We start from the raw sequence: 26,155 nt of genomic DNA on the forward strand, positions 1-26,155 counted from the left end.
GGAAAATTAGCCCTTTTTATGTATTTTAGGATTAAAAAATCTGCTTAACTACTTGTCCAGACAGATATTTAAACCATTCTCCTCCCATAAAGTTTCCATCATTAATTATTATATATTTATTTTGAGGATCATTTTTATAATAAAATTCAATTTTATAAGAATGATCTGGTGATTGTTCTTTTAAATCTTTAGCATCTTGAAGAAAAGGTGTTAATACATCCTCTGTAGCTTTCTTTCCCATATCATTGGGGTTTTGCATTCTAAATTGAGATTCTGCTTTAACTGTTTTTGTTTCTTTGTCATAAATAATTTCAACAGTTTCACCTAGCTCTTTTTGCATTCTATTAATTACAAATTTAGCCTTATTTTCAGCATCATCTAAAATTTTATTCTTTTTATTAAGTTCTTCTTCTTCTTTCTTCTTTTTTTCTAGTTCGAGTTTTTCGTGAGCAACTTGACTTTGATGCTTTTTCCACATATCTATCATAGAATACGTAAATAGCAAAATTAAAATAGTTGATACTATAATAATTTGTTTCTTAAAACCTGGTATATCTTTATTAGATATAATTACAGGTTCATTCTTGATCGATTTGACATTTTCATTTTGATTTATTAACTCTTGGATTTTATTACTAAAAGCCTCACCACAATTACCGCAAAATTTACTGTTTTCATTACTAGAACTACCACATTTTGAACAATATTTCATTAAGTATCCCCCTAAAATTAATATCTAAAAATATTAATTTTAGATATTGTAAATTGTTTTAAAATAATTTGACGAATACAATTATACATTATAAGGTATAAAAGGGAAATAAATAGAAAACGAGGGATATTTATGAAGAAAAGTATAGTTATATCACTTCTCGCTGCATCAGCACTACTTTTACAAGGTTGTAATAACACTTCAAGTAAAGCTAGTGAAAATAAACCTTCAGATGCTGAATTACAGTCTGTAAAAAAAGAGCGAGATTCATTAGAAAAAACGAATAACGAGTTAACAAAAAAGATTGCAGATTTAGAATCAAAAACAAATAAGGAACAAAAGACTTATAAACTGGATGAAAAATTAGCCAAGAAAATTTATAGCATTTATAAAGGATCTCCTTGGAATGATGATTTTTATAAAGGCGGTTGGACTTTTACTAAAGAATCCGATACAAAAGGTATAATTACTGCTGATCGTGGAGGTGGACAACCTATCTATTTACTATCAAATTATGCTGTTATTTTTGAAACTGGGTTAGAAGATAGTATGGGCCAATTGAAAATAATCGATTTAAATACTGAAAAGATAATTGATCAATATCCAAAAGAAAGTAATAGCGATAGTAAAGAGAATAACAAGGAAACTGCACAAAAATCATCAGCAAATACTGATAAAGAAAAGTTAAAAAAACAATTAACTGACAAAACATTTATAGCTCCAAAATCAAATGCAGAAGGACGTTTAAGTATTTCAGAATTAGAAATGTCGCTAAAAGAATATTTAATGCCTAAAAATGCAAAACATGAAGATTATGAATTAGAAAAAAATGATGGTTTACCTTCTGATAACAAAATATTATATGCCTTAAGGAAAGATAATCATATAGGAAACATGGCTGTTGTTGGATACTACGCTTTAGATGAAAATGGCTATGTTTATAAATACAATTTTGCCGAGCAAAAAGTCGAAGACACTCCATTAACAAATTTATACATTGCAGGTGTATTGGATAAATAATAAATTGCTAATTTTTCATTTGTATTAACAAAAAAGCGATGTTTTTATGGCCTTATCCCTATCAGGGAGACAATATTAAAAAGACTAAGCAACCATCGAGATTCGATATTCTATCGGAGCTCGATAGTTGAGTCGTTTTTGGAACCGTTTATAGTTATCAAAATAAATATATTCCTCAATTGCTTATATTAAATCTGCTTCTGTTTTAAAATGATTCAAATACAATATCTCCGATTTTAAATGGGAGAAAAATGACTCGATACAGGCATTATCATGGCAGTTTCCTTTGCGAGAGTGGCTACCAATGATAGCTAAATCTAAAAGTCGTTTGTTGTTGTATTGGAATCCCTGATTTGAATGGAGAATCCTGAATGGTTCCATGCACATCTCTTTTTTGTGCCATTTCAATTATATCTAATACCAGTTCATTTTCATTACACCTTTTAAACTGACTTATCATCGTTCGTTAAATAAGAAACTTTCGCTTCGCTTCGCTTATTCAACATCCGCATCATCCAAACGAATACGCACTACCTCCCCTTCCCCTAACCAAAACTCAATTGTTGTATGCAGTTTATGGTCAGCATAACCGATAATAGTTGCCCCCTGTTCCGTCCGTTCATAATAATTCGAACCATACGAACTGATAACATCCTGCTTCGTACTACCAAGTCCAATCCCTTTTTCCGTCTTAAGATCTGTACTTTCTCGGATTATTAAACGAACAATCTTTCCTTTCTCTTTTCCTTCCATAATTGAAGCCGTTTCTACTCCGTTTTTCCAATAGTAATAATCATATAATTCGTGTTCTTTTTTACTAAGAGGTTCACCATATTCTTTTCTAAATGCCTCTCTATCAATATTGTCGTGCAGTCTCATCTTTCCAATCGATTCATTGGAAAGATCCGTAAAATTAGCGTGTTTATAATAATAACTTCGCCCCTCTATAAACGGACCTAGTAATCTATAACCAATCATGCCTAACACAATAACGAAAACGAGTAGTATAATAATCCATAACTTTTTACTAGACACAAACTTCCCCTCCAGCTAATTCCCATTCTCCACAAACCGCCCAAACTCCTTCAAAAATCGCAGCTTAAAACTACCAACAGGTCCATTCCGATGCTTCGCCACATGGATCTCTGTCATCTCTTTCTGCATCGTTTCCTTATCGTAATAATCCTCACGATACATAAGCATAATGACATCCGCATCTTGCTCAATTTGTCCCGTCTCTCTTAAATCAGATAAAAGCGGGCGCTTATCTTGACGTGACTCTACTGAACGAGACAATTGCGACAACGCTACTACACAAACATTCAAATCACGCGCTAATAACTTAAGCTTACGCGAAATTTCACTAATCTCCTGAAATCGATTGCCCTTATGCTTCGGATCCCCCGTAATAAGCTGCAAATAATCTACAATAACTAAAAGCTTTTTATCACCGTGCTTCCTCTTTAACTTACGAGTTTGCATCCAAATATCTTGCACTGTAACGCCTGCATTATCATAAATCTCAAGAGGCAGTTCACCAATCTCCGCAAACGCCTTACTCACCTTTTCCCAATCTTCCATCGCAAAACGGTGCTTCGGATTTTTCAGCCTACCTCCTGACACTTCACCTACGCAAGAAGCCAGCCTTTTTAACAATTGCTTACTACTCATCTCTAATGAAAACAATCCAACTGCCGCTCCAGACTTCGCCGCATGCAGTCCAACATTTAACGCAAACGCAGTTTTCCCCATAGAAGGACGTGCACCAAGAACGACAAAATCACCTTCCTGCAATCCGCACGTCATTTTATTTAGCGATGTATAACCAGTCTCAATACCAGTATTCTCTTTCGTATCTTGATGAAGCTCTTCATACAAACCAACTAACGCATCCTTCAAATCAAACTCACATACGCAGTCCTTTTCCTCTAACTCACAAAGTTCCGTAATCGTCTCACCAATAATTTTCTCATTCTTCTCTGCAATAAGGCGCTCTCCCATCTTGTGCCCAAGAACGCCAGCCTGATACATTTTCCATGCACCTCGAACAAGCCCCTCATAATAAGAGACGTTGCTAGTCGCAGGCACACCATTCATTAACCCTATAAAATACTCCATTCCCCCGATCCCCTTCAAAAAATTTGGATCTACTCTAGAAATGAATGTCACAAGATCAATCGGTTGCCCTTCCTCTTCCATTTTTCGCATTAACTGAAATATAGACTTGTGCACTGGCATAGAAAAATACTGATCCGTCAAACGGCACTCCTTAATAAGCTCTCCATCAAGTAATAGAGAACCTAACACCGTCTTCTCCGCCTCCACATTTTGAATGCTCATGGACGCCACCCGCGCTCCGCTAAAAAGCGCTGCAACTCTTCCTCAGACGGCACATTCTTCTCCCACTCCTCACACTTCGCCAAAAATTTCTCCGTCTCCCCAGTACTAACAGACGACTCCTTCTTTCGAAACCTTTCCGTATCCGCCTCAACCTCAGACACTTTCGTAAATCCTTTCCCGTGCCACCCCCGCAAAATCCCCTTCACATAAGCCATCTTCCGGTTTTTATTCTCATACGAAATTTGAAGAGCCTTCAGCACAAGCTCCTCTGACAAATCATTCATCCACGCATTCAATTCCTCTACCGTATAAGGAGACAAACTACCAAAATGTTGCTCGTAAAAAGAAAACACGCGACTCCCCGTCTCTTCCTCTCTAACCTCTTCTTCCGCCTCATCACAGACCGGATCAACATCATGAACGGCCAAATCACTAGGCATACCGAAATGTGCTAAAAGCATCGGAACATTCAGCTCCTCCTCTACGCACTTCTGAAGAAACATACGTACAAACTCCTTATTCTTCACACTCTTAAGCTCACGAAGCACGCACTTCTCCACATTCGTATTCGTCACAGGATTATAACGAATCCAATTTAAAATAAATAACTCCCTCGTCTCCGCATCATAAAGAATCTTTCCATAATCAATAAAACGCTGCAAGAGCTTATCAACCGTCTCCCTGTTATAACCCGTCTCCATCTCAGCTAACCGCTTGGGAAACGGAAAAATCCCGCACTGCGTCGTCTTCGAACAAGTTAACAAATAAACATAAAAATACCGCTCCTCCGGCGTCAAATCCAAAACAAAATCATCCTGCCAAAAATTCACCTGCACATTACGATACACCGCCATCAAAGTTCCTCCCGTCTTCATTCAAAAATGAAAATTTCCTCTTTGTACTATATATAGGAAGGAGGGCTGGGTTTTTGGCATGTTATTTCAAATTTTTTTGACTACTACTACGGTGTTTGTTGGTGTTTTTGTTTTGTTGTGTTTTTTCTTAGTGATTTATTACTTGGTAGGGGCTTATGAGGGGCTAGTTGTCGGTTACTTCGATTAGGAAGACTCGATCTGAAAAGCCATCTCGTTCTTCTGCTTTCTTTTTACGGATGTTGTTGATTTCTTCTAGTGTTGTGCCTTCGTGTTCGGCTAGGGCGTTTATTAGTTCTAGTAAGTCGGATAGTTCTTCTAGTTTATGTTCTTTTGTATTTGCTTCTAAATACTCAGCTAGTTCTTCTTCTGTTTTTTTGCAGATTTCTTTTATGTATTCATCTTCGGGTAGGATTCTTGTTGTGGGTGTTTTTCCGTTGGTTTTTATTATTTGCGGGATTTTGTTTCTGATTAGTTTGTTGTAGGTTGGCATAGGATTTTCCTCCGTTTGGTTTTTCTTCTATTATAATGGAAAAGCAGTTTAACTAGTTGTTAAACTGCTGGATTGCTTCTTTTATGTAGTTTTCTTCTTCAGTTGTGAAGAGAGCTGGAAATTCGGATAGTGGGAGGTTTGATTTTTTGGATTATATCCTCTATATCACTTTGAGGTATATCAAGATAGTTCATTACCCCTTCTATTACATTGAAAAATCCCTTCAAAGTAACTTGAACGGCATGATGACCTGGATCCTTCTCTTCTTCCTTATACTTTTTCAACTTCCCTATCACATCCATAAAACGCCGATCAAACTTTTCTTTTAATTCCTTATTATTATAAAACGTTTGAACACTCTCTTTTGAAAAATGTTCCTCTAACCATTCTTTATTTTCTTTTTCCCATATGAAAGTTTGCAAAAACGAAGAAAACAAAGCGACATCCACTTGTTCTTCCCTTTGAAACTTTTTCGTCATCTCATCCATATGCGAAAGTACCTTCGCAATTCTTTCTTGCTCTACCAAAAGCAATTCCCTTTGAAAATGCATTTGTCTTAAAAAGTCTTTAGTCTCTATATCACGCTGCAATATAATATTTTGAATTTCTCCAAGCGAAAAACCAAGATGCTTAAACGATTGAATTTGCTGCAGCACATACAAATCATCTTTCGTATATAACCGATGCCCACCCTCAGTATAATCGCTTGGCTTTAATAAATTAATCTTGTCATAATAACGAAGCGTCCGCACCGTAACATCCCCAACCCTTGCAAACTCACTAATCATCCACGCCATATCATCACCTACTCCGCTAACTTCTCTTTCACATACTGAAACATATGAGAAAAACTCATCTCATTCTGCCTACAATATTGAAACAAACTTACAACAAGCAACAAAAAAGGAGCACTCCCTCTATAACGATTTTCATACTCACTAATACCATCATAAAAGTACTCATACTTTCTTTTTCGTAGAATGATATAAACCGCAATAAACAACACTGCAGTCATAATAAAAATTCGCTTTCCCCTTATCTCCACTTCTTGTTTCATTACTTATTCTCCTTCCAATCCATACTTATCTTCTTTAAATAAAGGAATTCGAATGAAATAACGATACGGTTCATCGCGTATTACTTTCCACGCAACAATGATCACTTGAACGACCTCAAAGGTAAATACGATCCAAAATAAAACATCACTAATGCGCGAACTAATATTAAATAGAAAAAAGATTAACAAATGAAAATTGAATACTTTTCGGCAATGGTATTTGTACACCTCATTTTTACGTGCCAGTGTGATGTACATGAGGAGTGGTGAAAAGATTCCTATTGCAGCTGAGAGTAGTAGCATGATGATGGTGTTCCTTTTTTCTTTTGTGGTGGTTTTCATGAGTGGTTTTGTCCCCCCTTTTTGATTTGTCTTCTTTAGGTTAGGGGGTGACGTTGGGGGAGATGCAAGGGGATTGTATAGAAAAATTTAGTAACATTAATATAGATAAAACACCTTCACCTTGACAGGGTGGAGGTCATCATTTAGAGTTTCACATCCATGTTATTTACAAATAAAAGAAGAGCATATACCCCATATGCTCTTCTTCCCATAGTTAACAATACACTTTATCCAACTAATATTTATCTATTATATTTAAAAACTTGGCCCTTATTCATGACTTAATCAACCTTGTATCTAAGTGCTATTCCCTAACATTTAGTACTTCTATAACTTCTTTAAACAACACCGATCCCCGCCCAACAACCAACTCCAAAGGCACCTCTTTAACTCGTCCATCTCTCCCAACCATAACAACCTCATTCTCATAATCAACCCAAATCTGAACATCTTGCACATAATAACTCTTAATAGAAGATGCTTCATCCAAATTGCGATGATCCAACTCAACCTTAACTTGCTTCGTAAAACGACGCAGCGTTTTCCAAAGAGTTCGTTCTTCTTTTGATTTCATGAAGAGTTCTGGGAGTTCTTGTACTTCTTTTAATAACGACATAGTTGTTATGGTGTATGTTTGAATGCCATATCCTACTGGACGAATGAGATGGTCTAGTTTTTTCCATGGTTCTAGTTCGAAATGTACATATTCATCGGCTTGTTGCATTTGAATGTGTTTGATTTTTGCAACGTATTGAATTCCGCCTTTTTCTCCGTGCCATTTTTCCGGTGCATATAATGCTATGTACTTCGCTTCTTGCCATCCTGGTTTTAACTGCGTGACCGGTAGCTGATATAGGCCTTCTTTCCTATATATTTCATAGTCACTTTCAGTTTTTACGCTGCCTACTAATACTTTTTCTTCTAGTGAAGAGTGCCATTCTTCTTTTGTTCCTCTTGGAAGAATACCTTCACTTATAATTTCTTCTGGGCTTTTTTCAATGAGATGATCTAAAAATTGTTCGACTAATCTTGTTGCGTTCGGTAAGAATGGGAAGCCACCGATATTTACTTTTTCAATACTTTTATAAAACGGATGGTTCTCATATGCTTCCTCTTGGTTCCACGGAAATAATACGTACGCTCCGTAAGCTGTTCGCTCAAAAGGCCCCTCTTGTTCTACTACTAGTGCATCTCTGTAACGATGCATTGTGTTAATGTCTTCTTCCATTGGGCCAGGGGCGCCATACTTCCTTTTATAATGAGAGCTTTCAGCAAAATCAATTCGATATTTCGCATCAAAAATGTATTGATATTGATAGCTCTTTCCCTTTTTCTCAATAGCAAGCATTGTATCTGGCTTTTGTGTAACTGTTGGCAGTCCGCCATTTCTTTTCTGGAAGTAAAGTTCTATTACCTCATCTGTTTCTGGATGTTTGAACGTTCTTTTTGCAGTTTTACTTTCATCTAACGTTACGTATAAACCATCTTGTTTAACTTGAATAACATCTTGATGCAGCGGTATATATTTTTTGGATAAAATTTGTCCAAGTTTTAAATATGTCCAGTATTCGTATAACCTTGCGACATCTTTTACCGACATTTTGAAAATTTGTCCCCGTAATGTTAACCCCCGCGATAGCATTAAGAAGATTTGATACGCATCTCTATAGCCCGCTGCCATTTGAATAACGAGTGAAAAGACTGAGCGATCTAATTTTCCGATTCCTTTCCAAAATGGATCGTTCCATTCATTTTTCATTCGATACTTCATATTTTTTACACGCTCTATCAAATCTTCATCATTTACACCACGTGTATATCCAGACTTTTGCTCTAGTGCTTTAAGTAAATCATCTATTTTATGTACGACTCTTTGAATCATCCATTTAATAAATCGATTTTCTAACGTATCATAAGACACTTCCTTATAAGCTGTAATACCTTTAGTCGGTATACTGTTTTCTCCTTGCAGCAAGTGTGGTCGCTTTCGCAAATAATTCATTCCGACAGAATCCAATTTACGAATTTTTTCTCCTCGTACAAGTTGATGTCTAGTCATAAGCGTATGATGCGGTTGTCTTTTAATGTGAGATATAGACTTCATAAATAGCTCAAAGGAATCATTTAAAATACGATAAAACTCACTCTTTGATGGATTTGTAGCGTAAATTGCAGATGCTCCTAAGTAAGTTCTTTTCAATAGATGAAACGCTAAATTATAAATTTCATCATTTACTTCATTTAATAAAGCTCTGTAATCATCCTTATAATCCAGTTTTGACGGAAAAACTTCAAATGTAACTGTTAATAAAGTTTCTTTCTCATCTTTAATTTCAAATGTTGTATTTCCTACTTCATTTGGAAACGAAAGATTCCCCATTAACACATGAAGTGATCCCATTTGAATGGAATTAACTTGCTTTCGAAATCCCGGATGTTCATGATAAAAAGACAGCTGTTGACTCTTTTTCGGAACAACAACAAGCTGATAACTTCTATTCTCAAAAAAGATTGGCGGATGTTCGTTCCATTCATCTAGCCGCTGCAATCTCGCATCAAATACAGAAACGGATTCCGTCTTCTCATCTACATGAAAATACATCATTTCATCTGCGTTCATAGCGTGATATTCTTTTAGACTCTCGTATTTTTCATGATAAGGATTTCCCTTAATCGTCAATGATAGCTCCTCTGTTTCAATCTTAACTAGCTCTATCTCATTATTAGATCCAGAAAGAGGTGAAACCATCATACTCGAACCTCCTTAACATATGAGACAACTTGTTAGCTGAACGAGGATACTTAGCATATGAAGCGTCATTATTACCACTATCATATTCTTCATTTGCACATAAGACATACAACTGCTTTAATACCTCTTCTGTTCTTCCATCGCTCCCTGCAAGACGCGGTAATATCTTTTGATATATTTGATAATCAAGTGCTTCATCGAATGATAATAACTTTCCTTTTTCGTTGTATGCCATATAGAAACAAATTTCATCTCGTATACGATATCCAACTTGAGCGCCAACTGATTCAAGTGTTTTATTTATTTCTATTAAAATGGTTGATATATTTCTCACAAGATCTTCGTTTTCTTTAAAGCATTCTTTTAAATGAAGATACTTCGTTTCTAAAGAACCAGTAGAAACAATTTCAGCTTCCTTCTCTTCTACATCCATTAAGAAATTAAAATAATCTAAGTTAACGGTATTAAATTCAATTGTATTCGCACGATCTAACACTTTTTTACTTAACGGATGTGTCGTTTCATCCATGTTTACCGTTCCGATAATATATACATTTGATGGAATTGTAATATGCTTATTCGTAATGGATTCTGGAAGAACTGGTGACGTAACAATTTTCCCATTTTTCCATTTACGACTCTCAATTACACTTAAAAAATCACTAAAGTAGTATTCCACTCGAGCTAAATTCATCTCGTCCAACACTACAAAGTACGGCCTATTTGGATTTGCATCTGCATTTTCAAGAACTTTAATTAACGGTCTTTCTTGGAATTCTCCTTGAAGGTTCACATAACCAAGTAAATCAGAGCTATCACTCCAATCAGGTCGAACCGGAATAAGCGTAAATTGTCCATTCTCTTCCGTAGCCCCTAAACTCTCTGCAACCACTGAACAATTTTCGTTTTCCCTGTACCCGAAATGCCTGATAAAATTACAAACGGCTTCGTCTTTAATGAAAGGAAGAAATTAATAAGATCCTTTTTCTCATAAAAAAAACCTTTACTTTGAATATAAGAAGACACATGATCGATAATTGATTGCTGATCTAAATACACTTCTTTCCTCTCATAAATCATTTCATATTTCGTTCCTTCCTCTTTGTAAGCAATAAATCCCTCATAATAGCGAAGCATTTCTTCCAAGTCTTCAACTAATTCTGTTTCGCTAGGCATTTCATTAACATCGTATGCAATATAAGCCGCAGTTGAATTCGAATATCCCTTTGCTTTCGGACTTGTACCTAGGAAAATATCATCGTCTTTTTTCACCTTTTGGGACATATGTATTTGTTCACGAATCTCTTCTTTAATTTTTTGCATCTCTTCTTTAGTCGTTTCCGTCACACCTTGCGCCAGCGTTAAATATAATCGCTCCATATCTTCACTAAATAAATAAACGATATAATAACCTCTCTGCGTGGATGTCGTAATTTCTTTATTCATAATCGCAAGCCACGGCACAGCAGCCCAATTTCCTTGACCAACAGATCCTGTGACAACATACTGATTATGATTAATAAATGGTAACCTCGTTATTTCCGTTGTCATTTCATGTCTAACGACCGATCCCATTTTATGGCCCGCAAATCTTTCTGTTCTTGCCTTTAAATACTCATTCATAACCATTAAAAACTTTTCACGTAAATTACTGTTCATACTACCGCCCTTTTCTCTATCGTCTTTTACGTATTGTTCAATAGGAATCCATTCATCATTAATTAGTCCTACTTGTTCAAGCCAATCCAGTAAATTATTCGTACGCTTCCTCGCCACCGATTCAACCATCAAGTTATTCCCTAATGAATTTCGAACCATCGTCATTCCCAAACCAACTAGAGCTTCTTTCTTTTCACCTTTTGAATAGTTCTCTAACAAGCCAAGAACGAATAAAGCATGACGGAAATATTCCTGCTTTAAAACTAACTGGGCAATGTAGACATTTTTATCTTCCGATTGAACATATTCATTTAATAGCAGCTTATTTATTTCATGAGATTCATTCAAAAATCCCAATAACCTCAAATCCTGGCGTGCACTAGATTTCACTCTATATAAATTTTCATCCGTTTGTTCACGTAACGTACTTGGATTATATGTACCATTCATTGTCTCTTCTAAAAAGAGTATAACTTTATCATATTTTTCACTTGGTAGGTTATCTGTTTTGAATTCTTTAAATTTAATAGCTCCTGCTTCCATTACATTCACAAATGGAAGCTGTGAAAAGAAAGCTACCAAGAAAGTATTACATTCACTTGCTTGTCCGAAATCTTCATTCTTTACCGTGCGCATATCAATAATTTTTTGCCAAGCATCCTTAAGAAGTTCAAAGCCCACGTTAAAATAAGACGGTGCTTCTTCTTTTTCATATCGCTCACGTGAAAATTTAATTTCAATTTCTAATTCTCCATTATCCTTATTTCTAACCAAATAAGTTTTATCACCATTTATATCTTCAACCCGATTTGTTGATTTAGCCAATTCAATTATGAGTTGCTCTAACATTTTCATCCCCACCGTTACAATAAATTACAATTACTACTATTTTACCAAACTATGTATAAAAGAAAAATCATACGCCATACCGTATGATTTAATAATTTCTATTATTCCCCACTAGCTCCCCATACTCCTGACTACTCTCCTCAAGAAAAATCCTACTCTCCTCACTATTCTTATAAAAAGAATTCCAACCCCTCTCCCTCAAAATCCCCTTCCAACTCTCACTCTCAACCATCTTCTTAATAACACCATCCCAATAAGCAACCTCTTCCTCTGTCATATCTTTCGGGCCCATGATCCCTTTCCAGTGTTGGAATATGACGTCGATCCCTTGTTCTTTCCATGTTGGGATTTCTGGTAGTCGGTCTAGTCGTTTTGGTGCGGATACGGCTAGTATTTTTATTTTACCGGCTTTGTATTGTTTTTCGGCTTCGGATAGGGTCATGGTTGCGGCGCCTATTTGTTTGTTCGTTAGGGCGTTGATGATTTTTTCTTTGTTTTCGTAGACGAAGAATTCTAGTTCGGCAGGGTTTATGCCGAATGCTTTGCTTACTTGTACGAAGGATAGGTGATCGTCGTTTCCTAGGCCTGGGGCAACGCCGATTTTGAAGTTTTTCTTGTCTTGTTTTAGTTGTTCCATTAGTTCGTTTGCGTTTTCTATGTTTGAGTCTTTTGATACGACAACGACTTCCCAGTCTGATGCAAGTAGCGCGAGTGGTGTGAAGTCTTTATATGTTAGTTTACTGTGGCCTAGTAGGTTGTTCGTTATGAGTAAGCTTGAGTTAATCGCAAGTACGTGACCGCCTTTTTGTTTCGTATATTTCCATCCGACATCACCGCTGCCGCCTATTTTGTTTGTGACAGTGATTGGTTTTGTGAAGATTTTCTCTTCTGTCAGTGTTTTCTGCATCGCCCGTGCCGTTAAGTCCCATCCCGCTCCTTGAACGTTTGGTGCAACGATTTCTACTTTGTCTATGTTTACTGTATTCGTTTGAGATTTTTCTGAAGAACAACCAGCTAGTACTCCTGTTATGATCCATATACATAGTAATAATCGTTTTTTCATAGTCCTCGTCCTATTCGATACTTTCGTTCTGGTCGTCCGATAATGCCGTATGTGTATTCTACTGTACATTCATTTGTCGCTACTAAGTATTCTAAGTATCTTCTGGCGGTTGTTCTAGAGGCCCCCATTTGTTCTCCCATTTCTTCTATTGTAATTCCCTCTTCGAATCCTTTTATAATGTCTTTCACTTTTTGCAGTGTTAATGGATCAACACCAGTCGGTAAGTTTTTCATGTCTTGTGTTTGCGAAGTGCCGAAGAAGTTATCGATGAGTGCTTGATTCACTTCATTGTTACTATGTAATAATTGCTTCTTTCTTTTATAGTCTTCAATTGTGCGAACAAATTTTTCTAACGTGACCGGTTTTATAAGGTAGTTGCTTACGCCGTTTCGAATTGCTTTTTCTAGCATATGGTTTTCATTCGCCGCAGTAACCATGATGACGTCAACGTTTGGAAAATCCGCATGAATTTTCGGCAATAAGTCTGTTCCAATTCCATCTGGTAAATAATTATCTAATAGAAGTAAATCGATTTCTTCCTTTTGTAGTAGTTCCATCGTTTCTTTTGCGTTCAATGCTTTTCCGATCACTTTTACGTCCTTTATTTTTGATAAAAACTCCTCTTGAATTTGCGCTACGCGGAAATCATCTTCTGCAATTGCAACCTTCAACATATGCCCATCCCCCTGTTTGTCATGTACTTTCTCTCAATGTTTTCGGAAGGTAAATTGTAAAAATAGCTCCCCCATTTTTCTCGTTTTGAATCTCAATTGTTCCCTCTAGTAGATCTACCATTTCTTTCACGTTTGCTAGCCCGTAACCACGATCATTTCCTTTCGTTGAAAACCCTTTTTGAAAAATTGTCGTGATTTTTTCTGCCGGTATCCCTGCTCCACTATCTATCACTTCAAACACAATGTCGTGTCCAATATCCGTAACAAAGAAGGAAACGCTCTTTTCCTCTTGTCCACTCACCGCATCAAATGCATTGTCGATTATGTTTCCAATGATCGTAATAAGGTGCGAAACTTTTATATGGTCTGGTAACGGTTGAAGCGCACTATCTCCTTCAATATGAAAATCAATTTTCTTCTCAGATGCTGTTCCGATTTTCCCTAATAAAATAGCTTGTACTTTCGCATCATGAATTTGATGGAATAAAATATGGTTTTGGCTTTGATGAATATTAGATTCTTGCTGGATAAATTCAATCGCTTCTCTGTAATGTCCTAACTGAAGTAATCCTGATAAGACGAAAAGCTTATTTGTAAATTCATGCGTTTGAGCACGTAAGTCCTCTGAATATTTTCTTACCTCAGATATTGTGTTCACAAGATTTTGCAGTTCTGTTTTATCCCTAAAACTGCATACAACTCCTACCGTACTGTTGTTTTCAAGTATCGGTGTCATGTTTAAAATAAACACTTTATCTTGAAATGCGATTTCTTGATCGTTTTCTAGTACTCTCTCCATATGAAATTCCGGTAAAACTTTTGAAATGTGCCGTTGCATATAATCGCCATTTACATGAAGCATCTCTTCTGCTGATATGTTCATCATCGTAATACAACCGTTTTGATCAATGGCGATAATCCCTTCTTTTATAGATAATAGTATCGCGCTTCTTTCCCGGTATAACGCTGCGATTTCATTCGGCTCTAAACCGAGTGTATCTTTACGAATGCTACGTGCTAAAAGAATGCCGCCAACAATTCCGGCTAATAATACCGCTACGGAAAAGAGGATAATTTCTTTCGTTCTGCTCAGTATGTTAGATTCAATACCCTTTATTAAAAACTCTACCGTCACAACGCCTACGACTTGATCGTAGTCTCCGTTCTGAACAATAATTGGTGCTTTCGCCATTAAAGCCGGACCACTTGCACCATTTCCTTCGAGCGTATAATAACCACCAAAAGTGAGTGCTTCATAGTTATATGGATTGTTACTCTTTGTACCAATTAACTCCGAATTAGAATGCGAATACATAACCCCATAACGATCTTCTATAATGACATAATCTGCACCAGCTTGCTCGCGAACTTGTTCCGCAATGGATTGAATGGTACTTTTATGCTCGTTATATTGAAAAGCATCTTTTATAGCTGGCATAAAAGAAAGTGACTTCGCCGTTTGCAGAGCTAATTGTTCCACTTGGCGCTTCGTATCAACGGACTGAATGTAAACAAATATTCCGGCTAATAGGAGAACGACAAATAAAATTAACGTAATAATTAAGCTTACTATTTTCGTTTGTAATGACACTTTGCGTGATTTCTTCATACTCCATATCCTTTGATAAAATATTCAAAACTATCAATCTCCTTTTTCTATTATTATGACAAAACTAATAATGAAGCAACTATTAAAACTCTCCATGTACATAAAGTACAAAAAGAATAAAATTGTCATAATATTGAGATTACAATTCAAGAACAGTACAATTCAACTATATTGAACGCGCTTTCATAATTATCATTTTATTTATAAGCAAGAGGAGGAATTAGTATGGCTCAAGTAAAATCAAACCGAGTCGCCGGCAATATTTTCAAAGGTTCAGTCGGTAATTTAATTGAATGGTACGACTGGTACGTTTACTCTGCTTTTGCTGTGTATTTTTCAGCAGAGTTCTTTCCTAAAGGAGACCCAACGAGTCAATTATTGAACACAGCGGCTATTTTCGCAGTTGGATTTTTAATGCGCCCTATCGGAAGTTTATTAATGGGACGTTATGCGGATCGGCACGGACGCCGGGCAGCATTAACGCTTTCCATTACGGTTATGGCCGGTGGTTCTTTAATTATTGCCTGTACACCGAGTTACGAAAGCATCGGTATTATGGCGCCAATTATTTTAGTTCTTGCCCGTTTACTGCAAGGGTTGTCACTCGGCGGAGAGTATGGAACTTCCGCAACGTATTTATCTGAAATGGCTAGTAGTGGTCGCCGTGGTTTTTATTCAAGTTTTCAATATGTAACGCTCGTTGCTGGACAGATGGTTGCGTTAGGCGTTCAAATTGTTCTTCAGCAATTACTAAGCGAACCAGATATGAAAGCTTGGGGATGGCGTATTCCATTCATTATTGGAGCAATGGGCGCAGTAGCTGTATTATGGCTTCGCCGTACGATGGATGAATCGGAGCAGTTCTCAAACATGGAATCTAAAAATCGCGAAAGCGCAGGAACCGTTCGCGCTCTTATGAAACATCCGAAAGCAGTATTAACAGTAGTCGGCCTAACTTTAGGAGGCACTGTCGCATTCTATACGTACACAACATATTTACAAAAGTTCATGGTAAACACAGTCGGTCTCCCGAAAGAAGTTGTAAGCTGGATTAACTTTGTCGCACTACTTATATTTGTAGTACTTCAACCAATTGCAGGGCTATTATCTGATAAAATCGGACGCCGCCCACTATTAATGGCTTTCGGTATTCTCGGAACTTTACTCACAGCACCAATCTTCTTCTTTATGGAAAAAACGACAGAACCAATTGTAGCATTTTTACTCATGATGGTCGGTCTTATTATCGTTACTGGTTACACTTCCATTAACGCAATTGTAAAAGCCGAACTCTTCCCAACTGAAATTCGCGCACTAGGCGTAGGTTTACCGTATGCACTAACTGTTGCGATATTTGGCGGAACAGCCGAGTTCATCGCATTATGGCTAAAGAGTATCGGAATGGAATCACTATTCTATTTCTACGTAGCTGGATGTATCGCGATAAGCTTTATTACGTATTGGCGTATGGATGAGTCATCGAAGACTTCGCAGATTGAGGCGGAGCTTGGTGGTGGAGATAAACTAGCTAATAATAAATCTAGTTAAAATTACGTATCCTATGTTCTTCGTTTACCTGAACTCGATTTACTTTATCTAAAAAAGCATAATTCATTAATATACAATTTAAAAACCTCTACTTATATGTAGAGGTTTTTGTATGACGAAAAAACACGTAGTTCCATTGTTATTTTACAAACCCCAAATTCTTCCTCATCTTAAAGTGGAACAAATTTATTACTTAGAGTGTCTAATAAGTGTATTTCTAATATTAGTTGTCCAGATTGGATACAACATATCCCGTTTGACATCTATTTTTATGTATTACCAAAAAAAAGAAAGGACTTATTATTCCCAAAAGTAAAAAATATGTATTGTAATACTTTCACAGGTGAACCATTACAAGTGAAAACAAAAAAGAAATAACCCAAACCGTGACTTATCAATCATATAAAGTGAAACTTTAATCAGTGGGGGTTTTGTTCATCCCCCACTGATTATTAGTTGAACCAATCGGGCCTTTACGGGCAGCCCGACCCCCACCTAACTTCTTTGCTTCCGCTGAATTTTGAGGTGGGGGTCTTACTGCCCGGCAAATAGCGGGATAAACGTTTTGGATGTCATTTAACCTGTGAAATTTTAGCTGCAGTAGTATTGTTACCCAATGCCATCTTTAATTGCATTGGTATTTAAAATACCTAGACAAAATCCATATATTCTTGAAAGAGGTTGAAAATTTATGTTCGTTTTAAACAAGTTCTTTAACATTTTACATTACAAAAAGATTGTGCCTGTAGTATTACTTTCATGTGTATCACTTATAGGCTGTTCCAATAGTAACACTCAATCTGAACCACCTAAACAAACGAATCAAGCTAATCAAATTAAACAAGAAAATACAGGTAATCAATCTTTCGCTAAACTTGAAAAAGAATATGATGCTAAGCTTGGTATTTATGCACTGGACACAGGTACGAATCAAACTGTTGCTTATCATTCAGATGATCGTTTTGCATTTGCATCTACATCTAAATCATTAGCTGTGGGCGCTCTTTTACGCAAGAACTCATTAGAAGCTCTTGATCAAAGGATTACGTATACTCATGAAGATCTTTCTAATTATAATCCAATTACTGAAAAGCATGTTGATACAGGAATGACGTTAAAAGAACTTGCAGATGCTTCTGTTCGATATAGTGACAGCACAGCACATAATTTGATTCTTAAACAGTTAGGGGGCCCCTCTGAATTTGAAAAAATCTTGAGAGAAATGGGAGATACTGTTACTACTTCAGAACGATTTGAACCTGAATTAAATGAAGTGCATCCAGGAGAAACACATGATACCAGTACACCAGAAGCGATAGCTAAGACACTTCAATCATTTACATTAGGAACTGCACTTCCAATAGAAAAACGTGAACTATTAGTAGATTGGATGAAGAGAAATACAACTGGAGATAAATTGATTCGTGCGGGCGTACCAAAAGGATGGGAAGTAGCTGATAAAACAGGCGCGGGATCTTACGGAACAAGAAATGATATCGCAATTATTTGGCCACCAAATAAAAAGCCGATTGTTCTTGCTATACTTTCTAATCATGATAAAGAAGATGCTAAATACGATGATAAACTTATTGCAGACGCAACCAAAGTCGTGTTAAATACCTTAAAAGCTACGGAATAAATGATAATAGGTTAAAAGTTTTCTATTTTAGGCGGGTGTTTTCATCAACTAAAAATTTAATAGTGTCCCTAAAACATCTGGACTTTAATAGCCAACTAAAAAATGCAAACAAAAAGACCTTTAATCAGTCGTTTTGTTTGCATTTCCTTTTTCTAAAACTACAGAAAAGATAAGTACTATAGTTAACACCATAATAAACCTTACTTCACTTCCATCACTTACAAAAAATGAATACAAAGTATAAATTAAAATTAATATTCCATAAATAACTTTGTGCAATGAACTCCCCCCTTTTTGCCGTATATATTTTAGTGCAAAAATTTAATTCAAGCCCTATATCAAAATGAAAAGCACCTGTGATATACACAAAGTGCTTTTCTCTTGTCAATTTATCTATTTTCTTTTTATAACTCAAATTTCTTCGAATCGTACTTTTCTAGAGTTTGCTGTAATTCATTTTGTTCATATGGAATATGTTTATCTGTCTGTACATCTTCAACATTTTCTCCACCTGTTAATAATCTCCTGTACTTAAAAGAGTGCCTGTTAATACTGTTGTAATCATTTTGTATTGCCCTCCTTTTGTTTGATTACTTGTATCATAAAACAAGTATCTGAAGTTGATATGTAGTCTATCTAGAGTGTATGTAAATTTAAAAAATCTCTAATAAAATGTTTATGTTGTAACGTTACCACCAAAACTAGTGCTTCAAACACCATGATTTGAAGAGACAGTAACCCATATTCTAGCTTGAATTCCCGCTACAGTTCTATATTGAGTAAAACTAGTTAATCCCTATAATATAAAAAGAGCACCACTTTTTGGATGCTCTTCGTTATAACTATATATTATTTAATTTCCTTCTTTTGTTGGTACCATTTTTCCTTCTTGAGAGTCTGTGCCCTCTGTTCTTTCAACAGTTTTTGCATGCTCTGGTTTTTCAGGGGCTCCCATTTCAAATCCAGATTGAGAATCTGCACCTTCTTTTGCTGGTACCATTTTTCCTTCCTGAGAACCTGTACCTTCTGTTCTTTCAACAGTTTTTACGTCTCCTTTAGGAGTTGCTGGCACTGCATCTTTAGGTAAATCAAAGTTTTGTGAGAAAGACGTTGTTCCATCTGCACTCTGTATAATTACTTGATTGGAACTATTTTCATTTGACTTTAAATTGTCCATTTTCGCATCATCTGCACCTACTGCACCTCCCGCTACCAATCCTGTACTTAAAAGTGCTCCTGCTAATAATGTTTTAATCATTTTTCATTACCTCCTGTTTATTTGTAATATTCATCAAAAAAGTATCTAGAGTTAATGTTTTAGTCATTATCTTTATCTACTTGCTTTTTGATTACATTTAGCATAAGACAAGAATCTATAGTTGATATGGACTGTATCTGGAGATTATGTAAAGAAAAATGGATGATCAATTGTATATCCTAATGGATGCTTAGACAAGATTGAAACTTTATATGAGTTTGAACAATTGAGTTCCCCTTTGCTTTTGGGTGTGAGGTTTTTAGCTGGAGTGAAGTGAGGGACTAACCTTTTCTAATTTGAAAGCAAACTTTTTATTATTAGTTTACATTCAAAACACTGTAAATAAAGATGTTAAAAATCCGTGAACAAAAAAATCCATCAGAAGTATGGAAGGGAATTAAATATAATCCTTCCCTGTCTTTATGCATTAAGATAGGGAAGGATTATAAATATAGACTTAAATATTCTTTGAAAGGATATTGTTTAACAAACATAAAAAAGAGCTAAGGCTGTATGAGAACCTTAGCTCTTTTTTTTATGTTTATTGTTTATTATATAAATTATTTAACGCTACAAGCCATACCAACTATCATATTACCAACTGAAATACCACCAGGTCCCCCGATGCTCTCCCTCTAAAACAAATGACAAGCCACCTCATGCCCTTTCGCAATCTCCACCATCTTCGGTACTTCTTGTGCACATTTTTCAGTGGCGAATTTGCAGCGCGTTCTGAATTTGCAGCCGGATGGTGAGTTTAGTGGGCTTGGTACTTCCCCTTGCAGGATGATCCGTTCTTTGCCTGTGTTGGTTGGATCTGGCTCTGGCATGGATGAGAGTAGTGCTTGTGTGTATGGATGTGCCGGTTTTGTGTATAGGTCTTCGCTGTCGGCAATTTCTACTATGTTTCCTAAGTACATGACTCCGATTCGGTCTGATATGTGTCTTACCATGGATAGGTCATGGGCGATGAATAAGTATGTGACGCCTGTTTCTTCTTGGATGTCCTGCAGCATGTTTACGACTTGTGCTTGGACTGAGACATCGAGTGCTGAGATTGGTTCGTCACATAGGATGAAGTCTGGTTTTACAGATAGCGCGCGCGCGATGCTGATGCGCTGTCTTTGGCCTCCGCTAAATTCGTGCGGATAGCGATATAGGTGTTCTTCTTTTAGGCCTACTTTTTTGAGAAGGTCTAGAATGATTTCTTTTCTTTCCTCCGCTGTATGGGATCCGTGAATATTCATCGGTTCGCTAATAATTTGGAATACATTCATTGTCGGGTTTAATGATGCGTACGGGTCTTGGAAAATGATTTGCATTCTTTTTCGATATTCTTTTAGTTCACTTTCCTTTAGATCCGCGATATCTTTTCCGTCGAATAGAATATTACCTGAAGTGACGTCGTGTAAGCGAATGATACTTCTTCCTGTCGTTGATTTTCCGCAGCCTGATTCTCCTACTAATCCGAATGTTTCACCCTTTTTAATTGTGAAGCTTAGGTCATCGACTGCTTTTAATTGCTCTGTTTTTCTGCCGAATAGTCCTTTTTTAATAGGAAAATACTTTTTTAAGTTCCGAACTTCAATTAAGTTTTCATGCATGGGAATCACCTACCGCCCTATCATTTAGCCAGCACATAGAACGCCTTCCGTTTCCAATTTCAAAATATGGCGGACGTTCTTTTTCACAAATGTCTATTTTATGTGGGCAACGCTCTGCGAACGGGCAACCTTTCGGCGGATGTAGTAAGTTTGGCGTTACACCTTGAATCGGAGCTAGTCTTTCTTTTACGCCGTTCGATATTTTCGGCAGAGAGTTTAATAGCCCTTTCGTATATGGATGGTTCGGCGATTGGAAAATATTAAGTACAGGTCCTTCTTCCATAATAAGTCCGCCGTACATTACGATAACTCGTGTACAGTTTTGCGCGACAATTCCAAGATCATGCGTAATAAGAAGCAACGACATATTCGTTTCGTTTTTTAAGTTTTTCATTAAATCTAGTATTTGTGCTTGTATCGTTACGTCAAGCGCTGTCGTCGGTTCGTCCGCAATGAGAAGGTCTGGGTTACAAGACATCGCCATTGCGATCATAACCCGCTGCTTCATACCACCGCTTAGTTCATGCGGATATTGTTTTACCCTTTCTTCCGGTGAAGAAAGACCAACTTGTTTTAACAAGTTGACCGCAATCTGCTCTGCTTCTTTCTTTTTCACTTTTTGATGCCGTATAATTACTTCCGTCATTTGCTTCCCAATTTTCACAACTGGATTTAATGCCGACATTGGATCTTGAGATATAAGTGAAATTTGATTTCCTCTAATAGAACGCAATGCTTTTTCAGATTTTGAAAGTATGTTTTCATTGTGAAAAAGAATCTCTCCTTCTTTCACTTTCCCTGGCGACGTAACGAGAGCCATAACTGATTTCGCCATAACACTCTTTCCGCTTCCCGATTCGCCAACAATCCCGACGACTTCACCCTTTTTCAAACTAAATGAAACGCCGCGAACCGCTTCAACTTCTCCGTCTTCTATGAAAAAAGAAGTCTTTAAATTTTTCACTTCTAATAGTTTTTCAGACACGTTCCTCACTCCTCTCGCTTAACGACTTAGTTTTCATGTCCGGCCCCTTTTGGTGCGAAAGCTTTCTTAAGCGCTTCACCAATTACGTTAAAACTCAACACTGTTAATAGAATAAGGAACCCTGGGAAGAGTGTTAAATACCAAGCTTCACCGATATATCCTTGCGCATTGTTAAGCATGCTGCCCCAAGAAGAATCTGGTTCTCTAATACCTAATCCTAAGAAGCTAAGTGATGATTCCATTAAAATAGATGTCGCAATTGTTAATGTCGCTGCGATTATAATGGTTGATAAAATGTTCGGAATGATGTGTCTTACAATAATCATGAGTGATTTTTGTCCGGATACTTTTGCATATAAAACGTACTCACGCTCTTTTACAGATAACGTTTCTGCCCTTACGATACGGGCCGTGTCCATCCACGTTAATAATCCGATAATAAGAACAAGCGTTGTAATTCCTGGTTTTAAATAAGCATTTAATAACAGCATTAAAAAGAATGAAGGAATTGACATTAAAACTTCAACAATTCGCATTAAGAAGTTGTCTAACTTTCCGCCATAATATCCGCTAATGGTTCCAACTGCGGTCCCTATTGTAATGGAAACGACCATCGCTAGAAAACCAACTGCAAGAGAAACTCTTCCGCCATATAACGCTCTCGTTAAGTAATCTCGTCCGTAATCATCCGTGCCGAAAGGATGACTCATACTCGGTTCTTGTAAGCGATCTGGAATCGACATTTTACTAGGATCGTACGGTGATATGAATGCGAAAAGAGACGCTATTGTTAAAACACTAAGTATAATAACTCCCATTAATACAAACTTATTTTTCGTAAAACTATTTTTTATCGTTTGAAATCTCCTATTGTTCATTCCAAATCACCCCCTCATTCGAATGCGCGGATCTACTACGCCATATAAAATATCAGCAATTAAATTACCGAGAATTAACATGAACGATGATAATAATGTGATTGCCATAATAATTGGATAATCAAATCTAAAAATAGCATTCACCCCGAGCGAACCAAGTCCCGGCCATGAGAATACTGTTTCCGTAATGAACGCTCCGCCTACTAAACTTGGAATGGATAATCCGAAAATTGTAATGATTGGTATTAATACGTTTCGAAGTACGTGATTAAATAAAACTGTTTTCTTTGAAGCGCCGTACGCATATTGAATTTGTACGTAATCTTCTTCTAATTGCTGGATGGTACTTGAACGAATATATCTCATATAAACAGAGACGTTTTGGAACGCTAGCACCATGCAAGGTAAAATGCCGTGCTGGACAATATCCCAGAAGGAATCTTGACCGACTGTGCGCATACCCATACTCGGAAGAAGGTTCAACTTTAAAGAGAATAAGTAGATTAATAGTAACGCGAACCAAAAGACTGGCATTGAAATTCCCACATAGGAGATAAAGTTCACGATGCGATCAAAGATAGAATTCTTTTTCACACCTGTAAATAGTCCAAGCGGTATTGCGATTACAAATGAGACGAGTAAAGATGATCCCATTAATCCGATTGTTGCGGGTAATCTTTCTGTAATAAGTTCTAAAACAGGACGGTGATTTTGAAGTGAGTATCCAAAATTCCCTGTTAAAATATTTTTTAGCCATAAAATATATTGCACGTAAATCGGTTGATCTAGTCCTAAACTTTTGCGAATACGTTCGACATCAATTGGACTCATATTCGGCGTTACAAAGTTTCGAACGGGATCGCCCGGCGCTAGTTTTATTAATAGAAAAGAGATAATAGAAATAACAAATAAAAGCGGAATTGCATTTAAAAGCCTCTTTGCAATTACTTTATACACAAACTTCCCCCCTCAAGATAAAGTGAAACTTTAATCAGTGGGTTTTTGTCCATCCCCCACTGATTATCAGCCCGTTAAAGCGGGATAAAGAAGCTGATTTCCACCAGCTTCTTCATAGTTTCTTATTTCACTTCATAAATTTTCGATAGATCTTCAAACATTGTGACAGGAATTGCTTTTGCTTCTTTTAATCCATCAAACTTTTTATCTACTGCAATAACTGCTTTCGGATATGCGATTGGAAGATAAGGTAAGTCTTCTCTAGCTGTATCTTGGATTTTATGGTATAGCTCTGCGCGTTTCGTTTTATCTGTTTCAACCGCAGCTTCTTCCCATAACTTATCGAAGTCAGCATTTTTATAACGTGCATAATTGTATTCTGCATTACTTAAGAATAAGCTCTTATATGAATCTGGCTCTGGTCCCATTATGTAACCACCAAATGTAATATCATATTCTTTATTCTCTTTATCCAAGCCTTTTTCACTTGCCGCACTAGCATCTAATGCATTTAGCTCGACTTGTAAGCCAACTTCTTGTAATTTTTGCTGTGTATAAAGTGCTAAACTTTCCATAATTTTATTATTCGTTACATACATAACGCGTACTTTTTCTTTATCTTTCACACCAGCTTTTGCTAATAAATCTTTCGCTTCTTTTTGATCATACTTATACTCTTTAATATCTTTCGCATAATACATAGCGTCTGGCGTTAAGATTGAATTTGCTGGTTCCGCAAATTGACTAGAAACGAACGCTGAGTTAATCATTTCTTTCTTATCTAATGCATGCGCAATTGCTTGGCGCACTTCTTTTTTCTTCATAAGGTCTGTATTAAAGTTATAAGCTAAGTAGAATAATCTACCTTCAGGGAAAGTCACCATTGAGAAGTTCCCCGTGCTATCTAATTTCTTAAAGTCTTGCGGCTCAATCATCTTCATATTGATTTGACCATTTTGTAGTGAAACATTTGCTGTATTACGGTCTTTTACAACGCGGTACACGATAGAATCTAATTTCGCTTTACCAGCAAAATAATCATCGAATCGCTCTAAAGCAACATATTCATCTGACTTAAACTCTTTTAATTTAAATGGACCTGATCCAACAGGTTGTAAGTTTTTCTTACTCTTCACTAAATCTGCTTCACCTTCAAATACATGTTTCGGAATTGGGAAGAAATCGTTCATAACCCCTTCGAAAGATGCACTTACTTGTGGTAATACAAATTGAGTCGTTAGCTCATCCACTTTTTTCACCTCAAGCGGCTTTCCTTTAAAAATAAAGTTTTCACGGCTTGAACTATTTTGCTTCTCATCTAAAATAGATTGGAATGTAAATACAATATCGTCTGATGTAATTTTCTTACCATCATGCCATTTCAAATTATCTTTTAGTTTTAAAGTCCATGTTAATTGATCCTCTGAAGGCGTAAAGCTCTCCGCAAGAACAAATTTTTTCTTACCGTCTTCCATATGATACAGCGGTGCATATAAAGCTTGCTGTATCGTTAACGACACACGATCATTCGCATAAAGCGGATTCATCGTATCAGGATTGTCGCTAACACCAACTGTTAACGTCCCTCCATCTTTCGGAGTCCCTGATTTACTAGTGTTTGCTTGCTTCGAAGAATCTTTCTCTCCTGAGCAAGCCGCTAATGCAATAAGTAATAGTAGGACAAATGGTAATGCAAACAACTTCTTCTTCATATTTCGACCCCTCTCGACTATTTACACCTATAAGAAAACTCGACGTAATACCGACGTTACGTTACTAGTTTAAGTTTAACTACTACCGTACTCGTATTAGTTCTAACTTTACGTTCTAACGTAGAAAGTTAG

21 protein-coding genes and 3 pseudogenes are annotated in these 26,155 nt (G+C 36.6%); 3 read left to right on the top strand and 21 right to left on the bottom strand.

Annotated elements, in window-relative coordinates:
* Window positions 1-31: 31 nt before the first annotated feature.
* The gene (locus tag CDB3_RS19520; RefSeq protein WP_128855636.1) at window positions 32-712 is read right to left on the bottom strand and encodes a zinc ribbon domain-containing protein; all 681 of its coding nucleotides are present in this window, start codon (window positions 710-712) and stop codon (window positions 32-34) included.
* A gap of 132 nt (window positions 713-844) precedes the next feature.
* On the opposite strand from CDB3_RS19520, the gene CDB3_RS19525 reads away from it, so the two are divergent.
* The gene (locus CDB3_RS19525) at window positions 845-1,732 is read left to right on the top strand and encodes a hypothetical protein (RefSeq protein ID WP_128855637.1); all 888 of its coding nucleotides are present in this window, start codon (window positions 845-847) and stop codon (window positions 1,730-1,732) included.
* 84 nt (window positions 1,733-1,816) lie between these two features.
* Here the strand turns inward: CDB3_RS19525 and CDB3_RS33145 are convergent.
* The 13 genes and pseudogenes from CDB3_RS33145 to CDB3_RS19585 all read right to left on the bottom strand — a co-directional run.
* A pseudogene (locus CDB3_RS33145) lies at window positions 1,817-2,125 on the bottom strand (transposase); the annotation flags it as partial.
* A gap of 102 nt (window positions 2,126-2,227) precedes the next feature.
* Window positions 2,228-2,767 (bottom strand): hypothetical protein, encoded by a 540-nt coding sequence (locus tag CDB3_RS19530; RefSeq protein WP_128855638.1) that lies wholly within the window; start codon window positions 2,765-2,767, stop codon window positions 2,228-2,230.
* A 15-nt stretch (window positions 2,768-2,782) separates the two neighbouring features.
* Window positions 2,783-4,072: a replicative DNA helicase gene (gene dnaB, locus CDB3_RS19535; protein ID WP_128855639.1), complete on the bottom strand. Its 1,290-nt coding sequence runs from the start codon at window positions 4,070-4,072 to the stop codon at window positions 2,783-2,785.
* Window positions 4,069-4,926, bottom strand: a complete 858-nt coding sequence (locus CDB3_RS19540; protein ID WP_128855640.1) for a DnaD domain-containing protein — start codon at window positions 4,924-4,926, stop codon at window positions 4,069-4,071. Before CDB3_RS19540 ends, dnaB begins: the two co-directional genes overlap by 4 nt.
* Window positions 4,927-5,110: 184 nt before the next feature.
* Window positions 5,111-5,437, bottom strand: a complete 327-nt coding sequence (locus CDB3_RS19545) for a nucleoside triphosphate pyrophosphohydrolase (protein ID WP_128855641.1) — start codon at window positions 5,435-5,437, stop codon at window positions 5,111-5,113.
* Between the two features lie 52 nt (window positions 5,438-5,489).
* A pseudogene (locus tag CDB3_RS19550) lies at window positions 5,490-6,234 on the bottom strand (MerR family transcriptional regulator).
* Between the two features lie 8 nt (window positions 6,235-6,242).
* On the bottom strand, window positions 6,243-6,494 hold the full coding sequence (locus CDB3_RS19555) for a hypothetical protein (RefSeq protein ID WP_128855642.1): 252 nt from the start codon (window positions 6,492-6,494) through the stop codon (window positions 6,243-6,245).
* A 3-nt stretch (window positions 6,495-6,497) separates the two neighbouring features.
* The gene (locus tag CDB3_RS19560) at window positions 6,498-6,836 is read right to left on the bottom strand and encodes a magnetosome magnetite crystal formation protein family (protein WP_128855643.1); all 339 of its coding nucleotides are present in this window, start codon (window positions 6,834-6,836) and stop codon (window positions 6,498-6,500) included.
* A 304-nt stretch (window positions 6,837-7,140) separates the two neighbouring features.
* Window positions 7,141-9,585, bottom strand: a complete 2,445-nt coding sequence (locus CDB3_RS19565; RefSeq protein WP_128855653.1) for a restriction endonuclease-like protein — start codon at window positions 9,583-9,585, stop codon at window positions 7,141-7,143.
* Window positions 9,560-12,096 (bottom strand): annotated as a pseudogene (locus tag CDB3_RS19570) (MrcB family domain-containing protein). The gene CDB3_RS19565 and the pseudogene CDB3_RS19570 overlap by 26 nt, the downstream one beginning before the upstream one ends.
* Before the next feature lie 88 nt (window positions 12,097-12,184).
* Window positions 12,185-13,159, bottom strand: coding sequence for a tripartite tricarboxylate transporter substrate binding protein (locus tag CDB3_RS19575; RefSeq protein ID WP_128855644.1), 975 nt, complete (start codon window positions 13,157-13,159; stop codon window positions 12,185-12,187).
* Window positions 13,156-13,833, bottom strand: a complete 678-nt coding sequence (locus CDB3_RS19580) for a response regulator (protein WP_061675272.1) — start codon at window positions 13,831-13,833, stop codon at window positions 13,156-13,158. The genes CDB3_RS19575 and CDB3_RS19580 overlap by 4 nt, the downstream gene beginning before the upstream one ends.
* Before the next feature lie 19 nt (window positions 13,834-13,852).
* Window positions 13,853-15,442 carry an ATP-binding protein gene (locus tag CDB3_RS19585; RefSeq protein WP_128855645.1) on the bottom strand — a complete coding sequence of 530 codons (1,590 nt, stop codon included), beginning with the start codon at window positions 15,440-15,442 and terminating at the stop codon, window positions 13,853-13,855.
* 225 nt (window positions 15,443-15,667) lie between these two features.
* Here CDB3_RS19585 and CDB3_RS19590 point away from each other — a divergent pair, with 225 nt between their 5' ends.
* Both CDB3_RS19590 and blaIII read left to right on the top strand, forming a co-directional pair.
* Entirely contained in the window at window positions 15,668-16,990 is a 1,323-nt protein-coding gene (locus CDB3_RS19590) for an MFS transporter (protein WP_128855646.1), read from the top strand.
* Window positions 16,991-17,681: 691 nt separating this feature from the next.
* Complete coding sequence (gene blaIII, locus CDB3_RS19600; RefSeq protein ID WP_002016516.1) at window positions 17,682-18,629, top strand: class A beta-lactamase BlaIII; 948 nt, start codon at window positions 17,682-17,684, stop codon at window positions 18,627-18,629.
* A 120-nt stretch (window positions 18,630-18,749) separates the two neighbouring features.
* Here the strand turns inward: blaIII and CDB3_RS31755 are convergent, their stop codons facing one another.
* The 7 genes from CDB3_RS31755 to CDB3_RS19630 form a co-directional block, all read right to left on the bottom strand.
* A complete protein-coding gene (locus tag CDB3_RS31755; RefSeq protein WP_002087303.1) occupies window positions 18,750-18,908 on the bottom strand; it encodes a hypothetical protein in 159 nt (52 codons plus the stop codon).
* Between the two features lie 574 nt (window positions 18,909-19,482).
* Window positions 19,483-19,887 carry an alpha-ketoglutarate permease gene (locus CDB3_RS19605; RefSeq protein WP_128855648.1) on the bottom strand — a complete coding sequence of 135 codons (405 nt, stop codon included), beginning with the start codon at window positions 19,885-19,887 and terminating at the stop codon, window positions 19,483-19,485.
* 635 nt (window positions 19,888-20,522) lie between these two features.
* A complete protein-coding gene (locus tag CDB3_RS19610) occupies window positions 20,523-21,491 on the bottom strand; it encodes an ABC transporter ATP-binding protein (RefSeq protein WP_128855654.1) in 969 nt (322 codons plus the stop codon).
* Window positions 21,484-22,476, bottom strand: coding sequence for an ABC transporter ATP-binding protein (locus CDB3_RS19615; protein WP_128855649.1), 993 nt, complete (start codon window positions 22,474-22,476; stop codon window positions 21,484-21,486). The genes CDB3_RS19610 and CDB3_RS19615 overlap by 8 nt, the downstream gene beginning before the upstream one ends.
* Before the next feature lie 26 nt (window positions 22,477-22,502).
* A complete protein-coding gene (locus CDB3_RS19620; RefSeq protein ID WP_128855650.1) occupies window positions 22,503-23,354 on the bottom strand; it encodes an ABC transporter permease in 852 nt (283 codons plus the stop codon).
* Between the two features lie 6 nt (window positions 23,355-23,360).
* Window positions 23,361-24,311 carry an ABC transporter permease gene (locus CDB3_RS19625; protein ID WP_097829835.1) on the bottom strand — a complete coding sequence of 317 codons (951 nt, stop codon included), beginning with the start codon at window positions 24,309-24,311 and terminating at the stop codon, window positions 23,361-23,363.
* Window positions 24,312-24,433: 122 nt separating this feature from the next.
* Complete coding sequence (locus tag CDB3_RS19630; RefSeq protein WP_128855651.1) at window positions 24,434-26,023, bottom strand: ABC transporter substrate-binding protein; 1,590 nt, start codon at window positions 26,021-26,023, stop codon at window positions 24,434-24,436.
* Window positions 26,024-26,155 lie beyond the last annotated feature (132 nt).

It is taken from the genome of Bacillus sp. CDB3 (genome assembly GCF_002081505.1).
GTDB lineage: Bacteria > Bacillota > Bacilli > Bacillales > Bacillaceae_G > Bacillus_A > Bacillus_A cereus_AT.

Bases quoted from the DNA above. Each gene is read 5' to 3' on its own strand.
- CDB3_RS19605 (WP_128855648.1), bottom strand. From the start codon at position 19,887: ATGATTAAAACATTATTAGCAGGAGCACTTTTAAGTACAGGATTGGTA.
- CDB3_RS19520 (WP_128855636.1), bottom strand. From the start codon at position 712: ATGAAATATTGTTCAAAATGTGGTAGTTCTAGTAATGAAAACAGTAAA.
- CDB3_RS19630 (WP_128855651.1), bottom strand. From the start codon at position 26,023: ATGAAGAAGAAGTTGTTTGCATTACCATTTGTCCTACTATTACTTATT.
- CDB3_RS19580 (WP_061675272.1), bottom strand. From the start codon at position 13,833: ATGTTGAAGGTTGCAATTGCAGAAGATGATTTCCGCGTAGCGCAAATT.
- CDB3_RS19585 (WP_128855645.1), bottom strand. From the start codon at position 15,442: ATGAAGAAATCACGCAAAGTGTCATTACAAACGAAAATAGTAAGCTTA.
- CDB3_RS19620 (WP_128855650.1), bottom strand. From the start codon at position 23,354: ATGAACAATAGGAGATTTCAAACGATAAAAAATAGTTTTACGAAAAAT.
- CDB3_RS19560 (WP_128855643.1), bottom strand. From the start codon at position 6,836: ATGAAAACCACCACAAAAGAAAAAAGGAACACCATCATCATGCTACTA.
- CDB3_RS19565 (WP_128855653.1), bottom strand. From the start codon at position 9,585: ATGGTTTCACCTCTTTCTGGATCTAATAATGAGATAGAGCTAGTTAAG.
- CDB3_RS19590 (WP_128855646.1), top strand. From the start codon at position 15,668: ATGGCTCAAGTAAAATCAAACCGAGTCGCCGGCAATATTTTCAAAGGT.
- dnaB (WP_128855639.1), bottom strand. From the start codon at position 4,072: ATGAGCATTCAAAATGTGGAGGCGGAGAAGACGGTGTTAGGTTCTCTA.
- CDB3_RS19610 (WP_128855654.1), bottom strand. From the start codon at position 21,491: ATGCATGAAAACTTAATTGAAGTTCGGAACTTAAAAAAGTATTTTCCT.
- CDB3_RS19525 (WP_128855637.1), top strand. From the start codon at position 845: ATGAAGAAAAGTATAGTTATATCACTTCTCGCTGCATCAGCACTACTT.
- CDB3_RS19540 (WP_128855640.1), bottom strand. From the start codon at position 4,926: ATGGCGGTGTATCGTAATGTGCAGGTGAATTTTTGGCAGGATGATTTT.
- CDB3_RS19575 (WP_128855644.1), bottom strand. From the start codon at position 13,159: ATGAAAAAACGATTATTACTATGTATATGGATCATAACAGGAGTACTA.
- blaIII (WP_002016516.1), top strand. From the start codon at position 17,682: ATGTTCGTTTTAAACAAGTTCTTTAACATTTTACATTACAAAAAGATT.
- CDB3_RS19545 (WP_128855641.1), bottom strand. From the start codon at position 5,437: ATGCCAACCTACAACAAACTAATCAGAAACAAAATCCCGCAAATAATA.
- CDB3_RS19555 (WP_128855642.1), bottom strand. From the start codon at position 6,494: ATGAAACAAGAAGTGGAGATAAGGGGAAAGCGAATTTTTATTATGACT.